Origin of the sequence: Cesiribacter sp. SM1, assembly GCF_020178975.1 — a bacterium.
In the GTDB taxonomy this organism is placed as follows: domain Bacteria; phylum Bacteroidota; class Bacteroidia; order Cytophagales; family Cyclobacteriaceae; genus Cesiribacter.
Genome location: NZ_JAHXBU010000042.1, coordinates 53,882 through 69,288, shown reverse-complemented (window position 1 = coordinate 69,288; position 15,407 = coordinate 53,882). Strand labels below are relative to the sequence as shown.

General features: G+C 48.0%; 14 protein-coding genes. 5 read left to right on the top strand and 9 right to left on the bottom strand.

What is annotated here, in order from left to right; translation table 11 throughout:
* Positions 1 to 70: 70 nt before the first annotated feature.
* From lepB to KWJ01_RS06670, 6 genes are read right to left on the bottom strand one after another with little or no spacing between them, the layout of a single operon-like run.
* The gene (gene lepB / locus KWJ01_RS06695) at positions 71 to 1,174 is read right to left on the bottom strand and encodes a signal peptidase I (RefSeq protein WP_224995658.1); all 1,104 of its coding nucleotides are present in this window, start codon (positions 1,172 to 1,174) and stop codon (positions 71 to 73) included.
* Positions 1,175 to 1,204: 30 nt separating this feature from the next.
* Complete coding sequence (gene dapB, locus KWJ01_RS06690; RefSeq protein WP_224995657.1) at positions 1,205 to 1,921, bottom strand: 4-hydroxy-tetrahydrodipicolinate reductase; 717 nt, start codon at positions 1,919 to 1,921, stop codon at positions 1,205 to 1,207.
* A complete protein-coding gene (locus KWJ01_RS06685; protein ID WP_224995656.1) occupies positions 1,918 to 2,547 on the bottom strand; it encodes a DUF5683 domain-containing protein in 630 nt (209 codons plus the stop codon). Before KWJ01_RS06685 ends, dapB begins: the two co-directional genes overlap by 4 nt.
* Entirely contained in the window at positions 2,547 to 3,488 is a 942-nt protein-coding gene (locus tag KWJ01_RS06680; protein WP_224995655.1) for a ParB/RepB/Spo0J family partition protein, read from the bottom strand. The genes KWJ01_RS06685 and KWJ01_RS06680 overlap by 1 nt, the downstream gene beginning before the upstream one ends.
* A gap of 4 nt (positions 3,489 to 3,492) precedes the next feature.
* Positions 3,493 to 4,290, bottom strand: a complete 798-nt coding sequence (locus tag KWJ01_RS06675; protein WP_224995654.1) for a ParA family protein — start codon at positions 4,288 to 4,290, stop codon at positions 3,493 to 3,495.
* Between the two features lie 15 nt (positions 4,291 to 4,305).
* Entirely contained in the window at positions 4,306 to 4,986 is a 681-nt protein-coding gene (locus KWJ01_RS06670; RefSeq protein WP_224995653.1) for a metal-dependent hydrolase, read from the bottom strand.
* Between the two features lie 93 nt (positions 4,987 to 5,079).
* Between KWJ01_RS06670 and KWJ01_RS06665 the strand changes: the two genes are divergently transcribed.
* Complete coding sequence (locus KWJ01_RS06665) at positions 5,080 to 6,765, top strand: ABC transporter substrate-binding protein (RefSeq protein ID WP_224995652.1); 1,686 nt, start codon at positions 5,080 to 5,082, stop codon at positions 6,763 to 6,765.
* Positions 6,766 to 6,941: 176 nt separating this feature from the next.
* Here the strand turns inward: KWJ01_RS06665 and KWJ01_RS27960 are convergent, their stop codons facing one another.
* Positions 6,942 to 7,076 (bottom strand): hypothetical protein, encoded by a 135-nt coding sequence (locus KWJ01_RS27960; RefSeq protein ID WP_255651038.1) that lies wholly within the window; start codon positions 7,074 to 7,076, stop codon positions 6,942 to 6,944.
* A gap of 23 nt (positions 7,077 to 7,099) precedes the next feature.
* Between KWJ01_RS27960 and KWJ01_RS06660 the strand changes: the two genes are divergently transcribed.
* Positions 7,100 to 8,893 (top strand): SLC13 family permease, encoded by a 1,794-nt coding sequence (locus tag KWJ01_RS06660; RefSeq protein ID WP_224995651.1) that lies wholly within the window; start codon positions 7,100 to 7,102, stop codon positions 8,891 to 8,893.
* A gap of 98 nt (positions 8,894 to 8,991) precedes the next feature.
* The gene (locus KWJ01_RS06655) at positions 8,992 to 9,714 is read left to right on the top strand and encodes a trans-aconitate 2-methyltransferase (RefSeq protein WP_224995650.1); all 723 of its coding nucleotides are present in this window, start codon (positions 8,992 to 8,994) and stop codon (positions 9,712 to 9,714) included.
* 69 nt (positions 9,715 to 9,783) lie between these two features.
* Here KWJ01_RS06655 and KWJ01_RS06650 read toward each other — a convergent pair whose 3' ends face one another.
* Together KWJ01_RS06650 and KWJ01_RS06645 are read right to left on the bottom strand one after the other, a co-directional pair.
* Positions 9,784 to 10,239, bottom strand: coding sequence for a 3-oxoacyl-ACP synthase (locus tag KWJ01_RS06650; RefSeq protein ID WP_224995649.1), 456 nt, complete (start codon positions 10,237 to 10,239; stop codon positions 9,784 to 9,786).
* A gap of 128 nt (positions 10,240 to 10,367) precedes the next feature.
* A complete protein-coding gene (locus KWJ01_RS06645) occupies positions 10,368 to 11,045 on the bottom strand; it encodes a hypothetical protein (protein ID WP_224995648.1) in 678 nt (225 codons plus the stop codon).
* A gap of 690 nt (positions 11,046 to 11,735) precedes the next feature.
* Between KWJ01_RS06645 and KWJ01_RS06640 the strand changes: the two genes are divergently transcribed.
* Both KWJ01_RS06640 and KWJ01_RS06635 read left to right on the top strand, forming a co-directional pair.
* Positions 11,736 to 13,370: an amidase gene (locus tag KWJ01_RS06640; protein ID WP_224995647.1), complete on the top strand. Its 1,635-nt coding sequence runs from the start codon at positions 11,736 to 11,738 to the stop codon at positions 13,368 to 13,370.
* A gap of 211 nt (positions 13,371 to 13,581) precedes the next feature.
* Positions 13,582 to 15,048: an SDR family oxidoreductase gene (locus tag KWJ01_RS06635; RefSeq protein WP_224995646.1), complete on the top strand. Its 1,467-nt coding sequence runs from the start codon at positions 13,582 to 13,584 to the stop codon at positions 15,046 to 15,048.
* Positions 15,049 to 15,407 lie beyond the last annotated feature (359 nt).

Sequence of the window (15,407 nt, the reverse complement as noted above, 5' to 3'; positions counted from 1 at the left end):
TACTTGTGTCTTAAAAAAAGAGCAGCTACCAGAAGGGAGCTGCTCTTGAATACACATTGTTTCTTCAATTTTAGTTAATGCCCTGGAACAGGCGTTCCCAGCGTATTTTGCTTAGGAAGCTTTCATTGGCATCTAGCGACATCCAGATGAAGAGCGCTTTTCCCACTACGTGGTCTTGCGGTACAAAGCCCCAGTAGCGCGAATCGAGGGAGTCGTGGCGATTATCGCCCATCATAAAGTAATAGTCCTGCTTAAAGGTATAGCTATCAACAGCCTGTCCTTCTATGATTAGTTTACCATCTGCCAGCTGAACGTCTTCGTCATCATAGCCTTCGTAGTACTTGATGGTGTTGTAGTATTTGGCAATGTTTTCTTCTGTTAGTGAGATGGTCATGTCTTCGGCAGGTACTACCAGCGGGCCAAAATTATCGATGTTCCAGGCAAATTTGTCATAACCTACAGGCATTACCTCCGGTCCTTTTTCACCTTCGGGAAAGCGCACAGGCTCAACACTTTTCACAAATGGCAGCTGGCGGATTTCTGCTGCAGTAGCCTCGGTCAGGCTGGTGAGCAGCCCTTCTCCGTAATACTGCATGTCATAAAGCTTATATTTTCTGACAAAGCGTTCGTTCGGCTGTCCCTCCAGCTGCAGGATGTATTTATGCTGCATCTGGCCCGGATTTTCGCTTGCCTGACCATTTACGATTACCTGTTGATTCTGGATACGCAGCGTATCGCCATGAATGGCTACACAGCGCTTGATGTAATTGCTGCGCAGATCGAGGGGATGCTGCAGCTCTCCCGGGTAATTGAATACCACTACATCGCCACGTTCTACATCGCTGAAGCCAGGCAGTCGGAACTGTGGCAGCTGAATCCAGTCAACATAGGAGGCCATGTCGGTGCCCCAGATCTTCTGGTGGGTGAGGGGTACCTGCAGCGGTGTTTTAGGTGTGCGAGCCCCGTAATGCATTTTGCTTACAAACAGGAAGTCGCCTACCAGTAAGCTGCGTTCCATAGAGCCTGTAGGAATGGTGTAGGCCTCCAGAAACAACCAGCGGATTAAGGTGGCTGCAATTACGGCAAAGGCGATGGCATCCAGCCACTCCCTGGTTTTGGATTTAGGCTTTTTAGGAGCCTTTTTTTTTGGAGCTTCTTTAACTTTAGTTGTCATGTCAGGCGTAATGCAACGGCTTAAGGCCGTTTACAAAGATAGAAAATCATCCATGCCAAATACACCCTTACGGCCGGGCAGCCACTCGGCTACCTGCAGGGCGCCTGCGGCAAAACCCTGGCGGCTGTGGGCTACATGGCTCAGTTCCAGCAAATCGTTGCCCGATTGCCAGCGTATGGTGTGGGTACCAGGCACTTCATCTTCCCGTATGGATATGATGGGTAACGTTTCAGGATCGTTCTTTAATTCATTTTCCCACCTTTTTTTTCGCTTCAGCTCCTTCAGAATGCCTTCTGCCAGTGTAATGGCGGTGCCACTGGGTGCATCTTTTTTGTGCACATGGTGTATTTCTTCCATCTGCACATCGTACTGGGGGGCAGCATCCATGAGCTTTGCCAGGTAGTTACTGGCTTTCAGGAACAGGTTAACCCCAATGCTGAAATTAGAGGCCCAGAAAAAGGCGCCGCCCAGCTGGTTACAATAGTTTTCGGCTCTCAGCTTCTGGCTCATCCAGCCGGTGGTACCGCAAACCACAGGCACTCCTGCACGCAGGCAATGCATAACATTGGTATAGGCAGCATCGGGATGAGTAAACTCAATGGCTACATCGGTGCTCTCTGGTGTTATGGTTTCCAGTTCGTGGGGGTTGGCATCGCTAATGCGGTGGCTGATGGTATGGCCACGGTCCATGGCCAGTGCCTCAATGGCCTGACCCATTTTTCCGTAACCAATAAGGGCTATTCTCATGGAAATGTATAGGTTATTCTTAGTCCGGGTGCCAGTGTGCCGGCAGGGCTGGGAACCAGGGTAGGGCGTACCCGCATGCTTAGTTCCTCATCCAGGCTAAAAGTCTGTAGCTGGGCATCAACGTAGGCTTCAACGATCTGTAAGCCGTAGTAAGCACCACTTAGTATAATCAGGTAATCGCGCTGGCGCCTGTAAAAGTCTACGGCACGTTCGTAGCGTTCCCTGTCTGCGGTAGCTTGTGCAGAGCCATCTGCCTCATAAATAAGCTGTCGCAGCATTTTGCGGCTTTCGCTGTAGCGCAGATTGTAAAAGTTAACCCCATAAATAAACCCGGCAGCACCGGCATATACCAGCGGTACCTTCCAGAGGGCACCATTGTAGGTCTGGCCAAGGCCGGGCAGTATGGCAGACAGAAAAGCCGACTTCCTGGGGTCGGGCAGGCTTGCAGCTTCTTCTGCTGTTACATCAATCTGCTCAAACTGCTGTTCTTCTACCTCTACAGGTGGAGGAACGGGCCTAAGAGTATCCTGTGGGGTTGCAGGTGTTTGCTGAGCAAATGCCACGGGCACCCCCCCGAGGAAGAGTGCTACAACAAAGGTTGCTATGGCGATAAACCTTGCCTGCATCAGAGGTTCAGAATTTCCAGTATGCGGTTAAGGTCCTCGAGCGAAACAAACGGAATTTTGATTTCTCCTTTATCGCCGGTATCGGTTTTTACATTTACACGTGTACCAAAGTGTGTAGACAGCTTACTTTGCAGCTGGCGGTACTCGCGCTCTTTTTCAGGACTTACAGCAGCTTTTTTATCTTCTTTTTCTGGTGCGGTGCCGGTAAGGTCGCGTACCATCTTCTCTACCTGACGTACAGAAAGGCCTTCTTTTACCGTGCGGTTGTATATCCAGAGTTGCTTGGCCGGGTCTTCTACATTGATGATAGCGCGGGCATGGCCCATGCTGATGAGGTTGTCGCGCAGGCCGGCCTGGATATCGGGCGGCAGGCGCAGCAGGCGCAGGTAGTTATTTACGGTAGTGCGCTTTTTACCAACGCGGTCGCCCAGCTCTTCCTGCTTAAGGCTGCACTCGCTGATGAGGCGCTGGTAGCTTAGGGCAATCTCAAGTGCATTCAGGTTTTCACGCTGAATGTTCTCGATCAGGGCCATTTCCAGCATCTGCTGGTCGTCGGCAGTGCGGATGTAGGCAGGCACACGATCAAGCCCGGCCAGTTTGGAGGCCTGAAAGCGCCGCTCACCTGAAATAAGCTGGTACTGGTTTTCGCTTAGCTTGCGTACGGTAATAGGCTGAATGATGCCCTGTACCCGTATGCTTTCGGCCAGCTCCTCCAGCGCCTCCTGATCGAACCTGGTTCGGGGCTGGAAGGGGTTGGTCTCGATCTGGCTAAGCGGAATATCATTAATATTGCCGGTGCTGCTGCCGGAGGTATTACCGGTAGCCCTGCGTAGTGCATTTTCTGCAGAACGCGGTGAATCTGCCAGTAAAGCTCCCAGGCCGCGGCCCAATGCCTTTTTCTGCGGGACTTTGCCCCCTTTTTTATCGTCTTCTTGGTTCATTCTATTATCCTTCGGCAGCTACCGGGTTAGGGGTAAGCAATCCGTTGTTCTCCAGTATTTCGCGTGCCAGGTTCAGGTAACTAACGGCTCCCTTGCTTTCCGCATCGTGGATCAGGGCCGGAACGCCAAAGGAGGGAGCTTCGCTAAGCTTGATGTTGCGTGGTATGAGTGTTTTGAAAACCATTTTCTGGAAGTGCTGCTGCACATCTTCCACCACCATATTGCTTAGGCGCAGGCGTACATCATACATTGTTAAAAGGATGCCCTCAATCTCCAGCTCCGGGTTTAGGCGCTCCTGAATAATTTTAATAGTGTTGAGCAATTTGCCCAGACCCTCAAGGGCAAAGTATTCGCACTGCACCGGTATAATTACCGAGTTGGCCGCTGTTAGGGCATTCACTGTAATAAGACCCAGCGATGGTGAACAGTCTATGATAATGAAATCATAAACCGGCGAGAGCTGCTCCAATACTTTGCGCATTTTCTCTTCGCGGTTGTCAAGGTTCACCATTTCAACTTCGGCACCTACCAGGTCAATGTGGGAGGGGATCAGGTGCAGGTACTGGATATCAGTTTCCAGGATAACTTCCTGGTAGTTGATGTCTTCTACCATGCATTCGTAAATGCTGTTTTCTACCTCCTTTGGATCAATGCCCAGGCCAGAAGTAGAGTTTGCCTGGGGGTCTGCATCCACCACCAGCGTTTTAAATTCCAGGGCTGCCAGTGAAGCTGCCAGGTTTATGGCTGTGGTGGTCTTTCCAACGCCGCCTTTTTGGTTGGCTATGGCAATTATTTTGCTCATGCTATTGGTATAGGATCAAATGGTTATAGTTTCGCCAATTTCGAACAATTTTAGCTCTTTTCCTGCCTTGGCTGCAACCTCATGTACGTCGTTCTGCTCAATCTTAATGTAAGGAAAGGTATCGTAATGCATACCGAAGATCTTTTTAGTGCCAACAAAGTCGGCAGCTTTCAGTGCATCCTTAATACCCATTGTAAAGTTATCGCCAATAGGCATAAAGGCAAAGTCTATTTTAAATTCCTCAGCAATCAGTTTCATATCCAGCGTAAGGGCCGTATCGCCGGCATAGTAAAAAGTTTTACCCTCGCTCTGAACCACAAACCCTGAAGGATTGCCTGCATAACTACCGTCGGGGAAGCTGCTGCTGTGGATGGCGCTAACCATTTTAACGCTGCCCCAGCTCCATTCCATACTTCCGCCCATGTTCATGGGGTGATAATTCTCCACGCCCTTTTTATTGAACCAGGTACAGATCTCAAAATTGGACACAAGAAAGGCCTTGCTGTTTTGGTAAATACGTTCCACATCAGCTATGTGATCCTGGTGCCCGTGGCTTAGGAGTATGAAATCGGGTTTTAATGTATCAACATCAACGCTTTTGGCTAAAACGTTTGGTGTAATAAAGGGGTCGAAAAGTACTTTTTTGCCACCGGTTTCTACTAAAAAGCATGAGTGACCGTAGTAAGTTATTTGCATTTTTTGGGCTTGTTTAGGTTTAAAAATAGGCCAAACTTTACCGCCGGATTATTTACAAAGATAGAAGTTTCCACTAATATATCCTTAACCCTTATGCTAAGACAATTTGGTAAGTATTTGTTGGCTGCAGCAGTGCTGTTGGGTGGTTGTACGGCGGCAGATACGTCCCTGGAGCAGGAGAACATGAAGGTGTTCCGCTACAACCAAGCCGAAGGCCTCAGCTCACTTGATCCTGCATTTGCCCGAAACCAGGCAAACGTATGGGCAGCCACTAACCTGTACAACGGCCTTTTCAGACTAAATGAAGATATGTATCCCGAGAAAGACCTGGCCGAAGCCTGGGATGTATCGGAAGATGGTACCGTATATACATTTACGATTCGAAGAGGTGTTTATTTTCACGACAGCGAAGTATTTGAAGGAGGCAAAGGCCGTGAGGTAAAAGCCCAGGACTTTGTTTACTCTTTTAAACGTATTCTTGATCCTGCCACTGCCAGCACCGGTGCCTGGATTTTCTCCGATAAGGTTAAGCGTAATGCTGCCGGTACCGGTTACGACGAAAACTGGATAGAAGCAGTAGAGGATTACAAGCTGGTGCTGCGCCTGGAGAAACCTTTTGCGCCCCTCATGGAAATCTTTACCATGCCTTATACTTATGTTGTACCGAAAGAAGCGGTAGACAAGTGGGGTAAAGATTTCAGAAAGCATGCCGTGGGTACAGGTCCTTTTAAGCTGAAGACCTGGGACGAAGGCAACAGCCTGGTGATGTTGAAAAACACCAACTATTTCAAGAAGGATGATGTAGGCAAGCAACTGCCCTACCTGGATGCCGTTATGGTTTCCTTTATTCAGGACCGTAACCAGGAGCTGCTAAGCTTTCAGCAGGGCAAGCTTGATTTTATGTCGGGACTGCAGGCAAACAGTGTAGACCTGGTGCTGGATAAGAACGGTGAAGTGCGCAACGAGCTGAAAGGCCGCTTTGTGGTACAGAAAGTACCTTACCTGAATACCGAGTATATTGGTTTCCAGCTGGATAAAGCTGCTTATAAAGAAGCCAACCACCCGGTGCTTGACAAGCGTTTCCGCCAGGCCATGAGCTATGCCATTAACCGCGAAGAGCTTATCAAGTATGTATACAACAACCTGGGCACGCCGGGTACTGCCGGTATTATTCCGCCAGCCATCAAGTATTTCAAGGAAAACAGCACAAAAGGATATGACTATCAGCCTGCAAAAGCCGAGGCCCTGCTGAAAGAAGCTGGTTACCCCGGAGGTAAAGGTCTTCCTGCCATCAAGCTGTACACCACTGTACAGTCTAAGGCAATGGTAGAGTACCTGCAGAAGCAGTGGGCAGCGGTTGGTATACCTGTTGAAATTGAAATTAACATGACGCCAACGCACCAGGAACTGATCGATAATTCAAAAGTTAACTTCTTCCGCGGTTCGTGGCTTGCAGATTACCCTGATGCAGAGAACTACCTGGCCCTGTTCCACAGCCAGCACTTCTCACCATCTGGCCCTAACAAGACTCACTTTGTAAACCCGACCTACGACAGCCTTTATATTAAGTCACGTTTTGAGTCTGAAGGCTTTATGCGCCTGGACCTGTACCACAAAATGGACGAGATTATTATGCAGGAAGCACCTGTGATTGTTCTCTTCTACGATGAGGTACTGCGCCTGACGCAGAATAATGTGACTGGTCTGGAGCCAAATGCCATGAACATCCTGGACCTGGAAAGGGCAGATTTCATGCAGGGTGGCGTACTGGCCAACTAATCTTAATCTTCATCATATACGCGAAAAGCTGATCTCCCTGTGAGGTCAGCTTTTTTTTGTTCAATCTGGCCAGGTAACTTAAGGGGGCGCTGGTGCTAAAAAATATTTCCTCTTGAATACTCTACTAAATATATAGAGTTTATATAATTTTCGGAAAATTAAAGCCTATGCGCTTCTTACTGCTGATTTTTACTGCTATCGTTATTTCTGCCCTTGCCTTTGGGCAGCAGGGTGCTGTTGAGCAGCTGGTACTGTGGAGAGGTTATTGTCAGAAGGTACAGCTTACTGCCATACGTTTCAGCATCGCTCATCACTTTTCTCTTCTTTCAAGATCATGAATCCGGAAGCTTACATTACACTGGGAATTACGCTGATAGCCGTTATTCTTTTTGCTACAGAAAAGCTGTCCATCGACCTGGTGGCACTCCTGATCATCGTGGCACTGGTATTCAGTGGCGTCATCAGCCCGGAAGAAGGGGTGGCGGGCTTTAGCAACCCTGCCACCATTACCGTTGCCTTTATGTTTGTGCTTAGTGCCGCACTTATGAAAACCGGTGCCCTGCAGGTGCTGGCTTACCATTTGTCAGCCACCTTCAAAAAGAATTATATCCTGGGCATTTCCATGATGATGCTGATGGTGGCGGCTATCTCTGCCTTTATCAACAATACACCGGTTGTGGCTGTGTTCATCCCGGTTATGATCCAGATTGGCCATGCTTCCGGCATAAGCCCCTCTAAGCTACTGATACCCGTATCGTTTGCTTCTATCTTTGGCGGTACCTGTACACTCATAGGCACCTCAACAAACATAGTGGTGAGTGGTGTGGCCGAAAAGGCTGGGTTGCCGGGTTTTTCTATGTTTTTACTGGCACCTGCAGGCCTGGTATTTCTGGCAGTGGGCATTGTTTACATGGTGTTTTTTGGCATAAAACTGTTGCCCGCCCGCAACCAGGAGGCCGACCTGAACAAGAAGTTCGAAATGCACGATTACCTCACCGAAATAGAGTTGCTCCCGGGTGGGGTATCGGTAGGTAAGCAAATTATGCATTCCGACCTGGTGCAGGAACTGGAGATGGATATTATTGAGGTGCGCCGTAACGGACACCGCTTTACGCTGCCCCCCGGTGATTTTGTCCTGGAGGCAGCCGACACCCTAAAAGTGCGCTGCAATGTAGAAAAAATCAAGTCCCTGAAAGACCGGGTAAACATTATGGTAGCTTCCCCGCTCAAGATTGGCGATGATGATCTGCGGGGCAAGCAGTCGAGCCTGGTGGAGCTGGTGATCACGGCCAACTCCGAGTTTGAGGGGAAAACACTGCGGCAGCTCGATTTCAGGCGCCGGTTCCGGGCCATACCTCTTGCCATCAGACATAGGGAGGAGGTGGTGCATGAACATTTATATGATGCGCCCCTGCGCTCGGGAGATGTGGTGCTGGCAGAGGTAAAAAACCACTATGTAAAAGAGCTGAAACGGCAGGAAAAAGGGCAGGATAGTCCGTTTATACTACTTAGTGAAGATGCTGTACTGGATTTTAACAGCAGAACCTTTTTTACCGTGCTGGCAGTTATTTTTGGTATTGTTGCCCTGGCTACAGCAGAGCTGGTACCCATTATGATGGGGGCTCTTGCGGGTACAGTGCTGCTGGTGCTGCTGCGCTGCCTGAACATGAAGGAGCTCTACGAGGCCATTAACTGGAACGTGATTTTTCTGCTGGCAGGCGCGTTAAGCCTGGGGACTGCAATGAAAAACAGCGGGCTTGATCAGCATATAGCTGCAGGACTTGTAGGTGTGCTTGGCGGCTGGGGGCCCATTGCCATCATATCAGGCCTTTACCTGTTTACGTCATTGCTCACCGAAGTAATGTCTAACAATGCCACGGCTGCCTTGCTGGCACCTATTGCCATTGCCACAGCGGCGAGCCTGGGTGTTAGCCCATTACCCTTCCTGATGGCTGTTACCTTTGCTGCTTCTGCATCGTTTATGACCCCGATTGGCTACCAGACCAATGCCATGGTGTACAGTGCCGGGCAGTACAGGTTTAAGGATTTTCTGAAGGTAGGCTTTCCGCTCAACATCCTGTTCTGGCTTATTGCTTCTGTTATTATTCCTTTAATATATAAGCTCTAATGCTTTTAGAGGAAGGTAATTTATAAATTGTAGCGGGTAAATACTTTGTTACTTTTGGGGATAAATCCTGCATAAAAACCATTTAAAACACTACCTCCATGAAAGCCAGCAACCAGTTAAAATCTACAACCGAAGAAATAAGGGAGCGTTTCGATGCAGATGTTGAGCGCTTTTCCAATCTGGAAACAGGTCAGCAGTCTACTGTGGATGCACCTTTGAGCCTGGAGCTGATTGCTGCTGCAGCCAGAGCTGCAAACCCGCATGCCACCAAACTGCTGGATGTTGGCTGTGGTGCTGGTAACTATACTATAAAAATGCTGGGGAAAATTCCGGGGCTATCCTGCACCCTGGTAGATTTAAGCATGCCCATGCTGCAGAAGGCAGAGGAGCGGGTTATCCCTGCCACCAGCGGTAATGTTAAAATCATACAGGCAGATGTCAGGGAGCTGGAGCTGCCGGAAAATGAGTATGATATTATAGTAGCTGGCGCCGTATTGCATCATTTGCGTGATGATGCAGAGTGGGAAGAGGTATTCGGTAAGCTGTACATAAGTTTACGGCAGGGAGGGAGCCTATGGATATCAGATCTGATCGAGCATGGGTCAGGCCCTGTGAGCCTACTGTTCTGGCAGAAATATGGAGAGTACCTGGAGCAGTCCGGAGGGGCGGAATACCGCGAAAAAGTGCTGGCCTACATAGAAAAAGAAGATAGCCCAAGGCCCCTGATGTACCAGCTGGAATTATTGAAAAAAGCAGGCTTTCGGCAGATAGAAGTACTGCACAAGCACCTCTGCTTTGCTGCATTCGGAGGTATAAAATAGCATGTACGTGATCAGGTGTTAAAGGCGTTTGTAGGATGCGCTGTGTTAGGAAGTGTGGAGCAAAAAGCGTTAGCAGAGCTCCAGAATCCGGATTTTTTTGTTGTTGAAAACTGCTGTTTCGTTCTGTTGCAGTCCTATAAGGCTGGTAGCGAGCGGTGTAAGCGGGGAAATGGCCATGTATTCCTGCCCTTCCCACACCAGTTTACCCAGGCTTACAGCAATAAAAAAATAGCCGGTGTCGGTCCGTAAAAGGCTTCCAGGCTGTACCTGCTCATGCTGGCGGCTTACATCAAGCTTATCGAGGGCCTGCTTAAGCTTCAGTGCTTCTGCCAGCAGGCGGGCATGCTGATCCCGCTCCAGCTGCATCATGGCGCGGCCTGTTTCATATTTATCGCCAGCACTGCTTTTGCCTTCGTTGTTAGCGGCTGCCTGGGCGGCATCCATTGCTTCTTTGGCCGTGGCAATCCTTTGGTTTACCTGTTGCAGGCATAGATCGTGTAATGCTGTTTTTAGGGTAGGCTGCATAAATGTTTGCTTACTGCTCAAAAATTCGATTGCTTAAATGCATAGTAGTATAAACATAAAAAAAGAGCCGGCAATAAATGCCGGCTCCTGTTTATTTTAATCTGCCAGGAAAAACCTGCTTTACAGAATTATAAATTATTGGTTGTTCCAGTGGTAGCCGTAGCATTATTTCCTGCCATAGCCTGAATTGCTTCGCTGGATTCATTGAAAAACTCCTTCACTGCATCTTTCTGATTCAGCGTCTGGGTATTAACATCAATCGATTCAGCAGCACTTTTTACTTCCTCTACTTCATCACTTGCATCCGGGAAGCTGTTCTGCTGTATTGAAGCCATCAGGTTACTTGCTTTTGTAAAGGTATCCTTAATGGTGTTGGCATGCTGGAGCGAGGTTGGATCCTGCTGGATTTTGTCAGCAGCCTGTTCCATATCTTGTTTTTTCTGCTGAATGTCGGCATTGCCGGCGCCATGCTCATCTGCAAGTGCTACCAGTGCAGCCTTAAGTTTTTGAATACCCTGGCTTGTGTACTCATGATCGAGACCCATATCAGGGCTTTGTTCATCTTGTTCTGCGAAAGTAATGTATTCGCTTACAGGTGCAGCCATCTGGTTGTTGGCCACACGCTCTTCTTCAATAACAGTTCTGTCTTCAACAACAGGTTGTTCTACAGCAGCCACTTCTCTTTCGGGCTCCTCACTGTCAAATAATTCTGCTACTGCCCAGATAAGGCCAATCAAAAGAAGGGCACCTATGATCCAGGGCCATATCGGTTTGTTATCTTTTTTTTCTACTCTAATCTCTGCCATGGTTTAAAAAATTTTTGGTTATAAAATCTAGTTAGTCAATAGTAGCTAGTACGAAAGCGAGGCAGATAGGTTTAATTAGCAGAATGATAGCACATTGCATATAGAAGAGAAAAGAACAAGCCATTGCCTGTATCTCCGTGCAGGTTCTGCTGCAGAAAAGAGCCCTTAGCAATGTGTTTTGCAGGAGATCTTTGCGGGGTAGCGTCAGCCCGATCCTGTTGCTGGTATTAAATAAGTATCAACTGTCTGGTGTTCCGGCAGGCCTTCTTAAAAAAATACAGTAGCGGCTTATCCTGGTAGAGGTAGAAGGAACAGAATGGAATCTGCTACACACGCTGCTGCTAGGATTTTATTTAACCATAGTGTATGTTAGGGCCACATAAAGCTATCTTAAAAGGATAGCTTCATTCCTCCCATGACGATAAGAAAAGAAAATCAGTGTTTTAACATTCAAAGCCGTTAAAACTATAAATAGAAGGGCACCAGGTAAAAGAAAAGTCGGGGCTTAGATCCCTTAGCAGGAGGCATAGCTGTGCAGGTTCAGGATGACGAAGCTAATGGAACTGTATAGTACTGAAGTAAATTTTAGTACTGAAGTGAATAAAATATCCTGCATTTACCACCCTCTTTTCCGAAAAAATTGAATACATAAATTTATAATAGATAGACCATCGCTGCGCACAAGCATTTATGAAATCAGAAATCAGCACAATTTTGAAACTCGTTACCTACAGGCAAATAGTGGGTAAATTATTATTGCTCCTGCTCATGCAAGCCGCTTTACTCACATCCTGCCAGCCACAGCCAGGTGAATCACAGGCCACGGCGGTAGAAAATTTCAGCCTGCTGGAGCTAAGCATTCCTGAAATTCAGCAGGGTTATAAAGACGGACGCTTTACAGCTAAAGAACTGGTGCAGGCTTACCTGGATAGAATTGAGGCGATTGATGACAGCGGACCTACGCTTAACTCTATTATCCAGGTAAATCCGGATGCCATACAAATTGCAGAGGAGCTGGACAGGGAAAGACAAGAAGGAAAAAGCAGGGGGCCGCTGCACGGTATTCCGGTGGTGCTTAAAGACAACATCGATACCCACGATAAGATGGCCACCACGGCGGGCTCCAGGGCATTGCAGAATTCTTACCCTTTACAGGATAGCTATGTTGCTGCTAAATTAAGGGAAGCAGGGGCCATTATTTTAGGTAAAGCCAATTTAAGTGAATGGGCAAACTTTAGAGGTGAGTTATCCAGCAGTGGCTGGAGTGGGGTAGAGGGTCAGACCAAAAATCCTTATGTACTTAGCCGCAACCCCTGCGGATCAAGTTCTGGTTCGGCAGTGGCGGTATCCGCTAATCTGACAGTACTGGCCATTGGTACCGAAACGAATGGTTCCATAGTTTGCCCTTCTCATGCCAATGGCATTGTAGGAATAAAACCAACCGTTGGGCTGGTAAGCCGCTCAGGTGTTATTCCCATCTCCTTTACCCAGGATACCCCGGGGCCAATGGCACGCAGCGTACGCGATGCAGCAATTGGTTTGGGAGCCCTCGTAGGGGTGGATGCTGCAGATGAAAAGACCATTGGCAGCGAGGGTAAATTCCATACGGATTATACCCAGTTTCTGAAGGAAGATGGCCTGAAAGGCAAGCGGATTGGTTTTTTCAAGGCCCCGCTGGAGAATAACTACAAGGTAGATTCGCTCATGTACAAGGCAGTTGCCCTGCTAAAGAGCAAGGGAGCAGAAATCATCGAGATAGATCAAATATCTGCAGCAGGTGTGGGGAGTGCATCTTTCGAGATCATGCTCTATGAGTATAAAGACGGACTAAATAAGTATTTTCAATCCCTGGGACCCGATGCTCCAATCAAAAGTGTGGAAGACCTGATTGCTTTTAACCGGGCTGATACCCTGGAGCTAAAATACTACAACCAGCGCTACCTGGAGATGGCTCAGGAAAAAGGCGACCTCAATTCAAAAGAATATACAGAGGCACTGGCGAAGCTAATGAAGGGCAGCCGGGAAGAGGGAATAGATAAAGTTATGAACGAGCACCAGCTGGATGCCATCATTGCTCCTACAGGAAGCCCAGCCTGGCATTCCGACCTGGTGAACGGCGATAGTTTTCAGCTGGGCAGTTCGTCTCCGGCTGCGCAGGCAGGTTACCCAAATATTACGGTACCCATGGGCTATGTAGATGCCTTACCTGTTGGTATATCTTTCTTTGGCAGGGCCTGGAGTGAGCCAGTACTTTTAGAAATTGCCTATGCCTATGAAATGGCAACAAAGCATCGCAAAGTGCCCCAATTTATCCCCCATCAGTAGTCCTGCAGCAGAGAACAGAGCATAGTTGCAGGCATAAAAACTGTATTGAAAGCCCCAGGTCGGGGCTTTTTTATTGTCTTGCCAACAAAGCGGACATACTGCAAAACCACAGCAGGGCATCCTTATGCAGCCCTGTAGTATTATAAAAATTACTGTTTTTCAAAAGCTAAACCCGCACAATGCTGTTATAGCTCTTGACCGGGAGTAACAAATGAAGATACTATTAACGGGTGCAAGTGGGTATATAGGCAAAAGGCTGCTGCCAGTGCTGATAGGGCAGGGGCACGAAGTGGTTTGCTGTATAAGAGACAAGGAGCGTTTTCCTACTGACGGTGTTTACAGGCATCCCAACATCTCTGTTTTTGAGGCAGACTTTCTGGAAGATGTCCCTTTTTCAGATGCTATCAGAGATATAGTTGCTGCCTATTACCTCATCCATTCAATGAGTGCAAATATCAGCGACTTTGAAGCTCTGGAGGCTGTTGCTGCAGGGAACTTCATTAGGCTGGTGGAGCAAACAGAAGTAAAGCAGATCATATACCTTAGTGGAATTACCAACGAAGAAAAGCTCTCCAGGCACCTGGCCTCCAGGAAAAAAGTAGAGCTTATCCTGAACAGGAGCGGCATTCCCTTTACCTGTATCAAAGCAGGCATTATCGTAGGCTCGGGCAGTGCCTCTTTTGAAATTATCCGCGATCTGGTGGAGAAGCTACCGATCATGATCACCCCAAAATGGCTAAACACCAGGAGCCAGCCCATAGCCATCAGAAATGTGCTGGAGTACCTCACAGGGGTATTGCTGCGGGAGGAGACATTTAACAACTCCTATGACATTGGCGGACCCGATGTTTTGTCTTACAAAGAAATGCTGCTGCAGTTTGCAGAGGTGCGCGGGCTTAAAAGAGTAATTATTACGGTACCCGTTATGACACCACGGCTGTCTTCATACTGGCTCTATTTTGTTACTTCTACCTCCTATAAATTGGCCATCAACCTGGTGAACAGCATGAAGGTAGAGGTGGTGGCAAAAGAAAACAGACTGGAGAAGATGCTGAATGTCCGGCCAATCCACTATAAAGAAGCCGTGCGGCTGGCGTTTCAAAAAATGGAACAGAACAATGTAGTTTCGAGCTGGAAAGACTCCCTGGTTTCAAGTTCTTTCGATAATGATTTGCTGGAGCATATCCACGTGCCCTGTGATGGCTGTTTTACCGACAAAAGGGAGAAGAAGATCGATAGGGACCTGGATGGAGTGCTTGATAACATCTGGTCAATTGGCGGAAAGCGGGGCTGGTATTATGGAGACTGGCTGTGGAACATCAGAGGTTTTATGGATAAAATGGTGGGTGGCGTTGGCCTGCGGCGGGGCAGAACCAATGAGCATATCATCAATACAGGAGATACCCTTGATTTCTGGCGGGTGCTGGCGGCCGATAAACAAAACAGGCGTTTGCTCCTCTATGCGGAAATGAAGTTACCAGGTGAAGCATGGCTTGAGTTTAAGGTGGTGGAAAAAGGAGAGGAACAATACCTGCAGCAAACGGCCACATTCCGCCCCAAAGGATTACTGGGCCGTTTGTACTGGTATTCTGTGCTTCCTTTTCATTTCTTCATCTTCGAAGGAATGGCAGAGAACCTGGTGCACTACAGAGCGGGCGTTGGTGGTGCTGGGCTGTAGCATCCGAAAAGCTTCTGCCAGATTTTTACCTGCTAATTCTCAAACTGTAAACACCTTGTCTCTGGTTTGTTTTTAGCCTATGCTATAGCTTAAAGGTTAGCGATATGCACATCAGAGCAGTAATCGCTGCTTAAGTCGAGGAAGTACTGTACTCCAGGACTCATTTCTTACAGTCCTACACCTGACCGAAACAATACTGATGGCTGCCTGCTGTTGCCTTTCCAGCATAAAATATATACCTTAAGCCTCCATAAATTGCGCCCCAGGTGCAGGCTCATGCGGTGTGCTTCTGAGAGGTTCTTATGAATCGGCTAACTAATGATAAACCAGCCTTTACTGCTTTCTCTGGTGAAGAACAG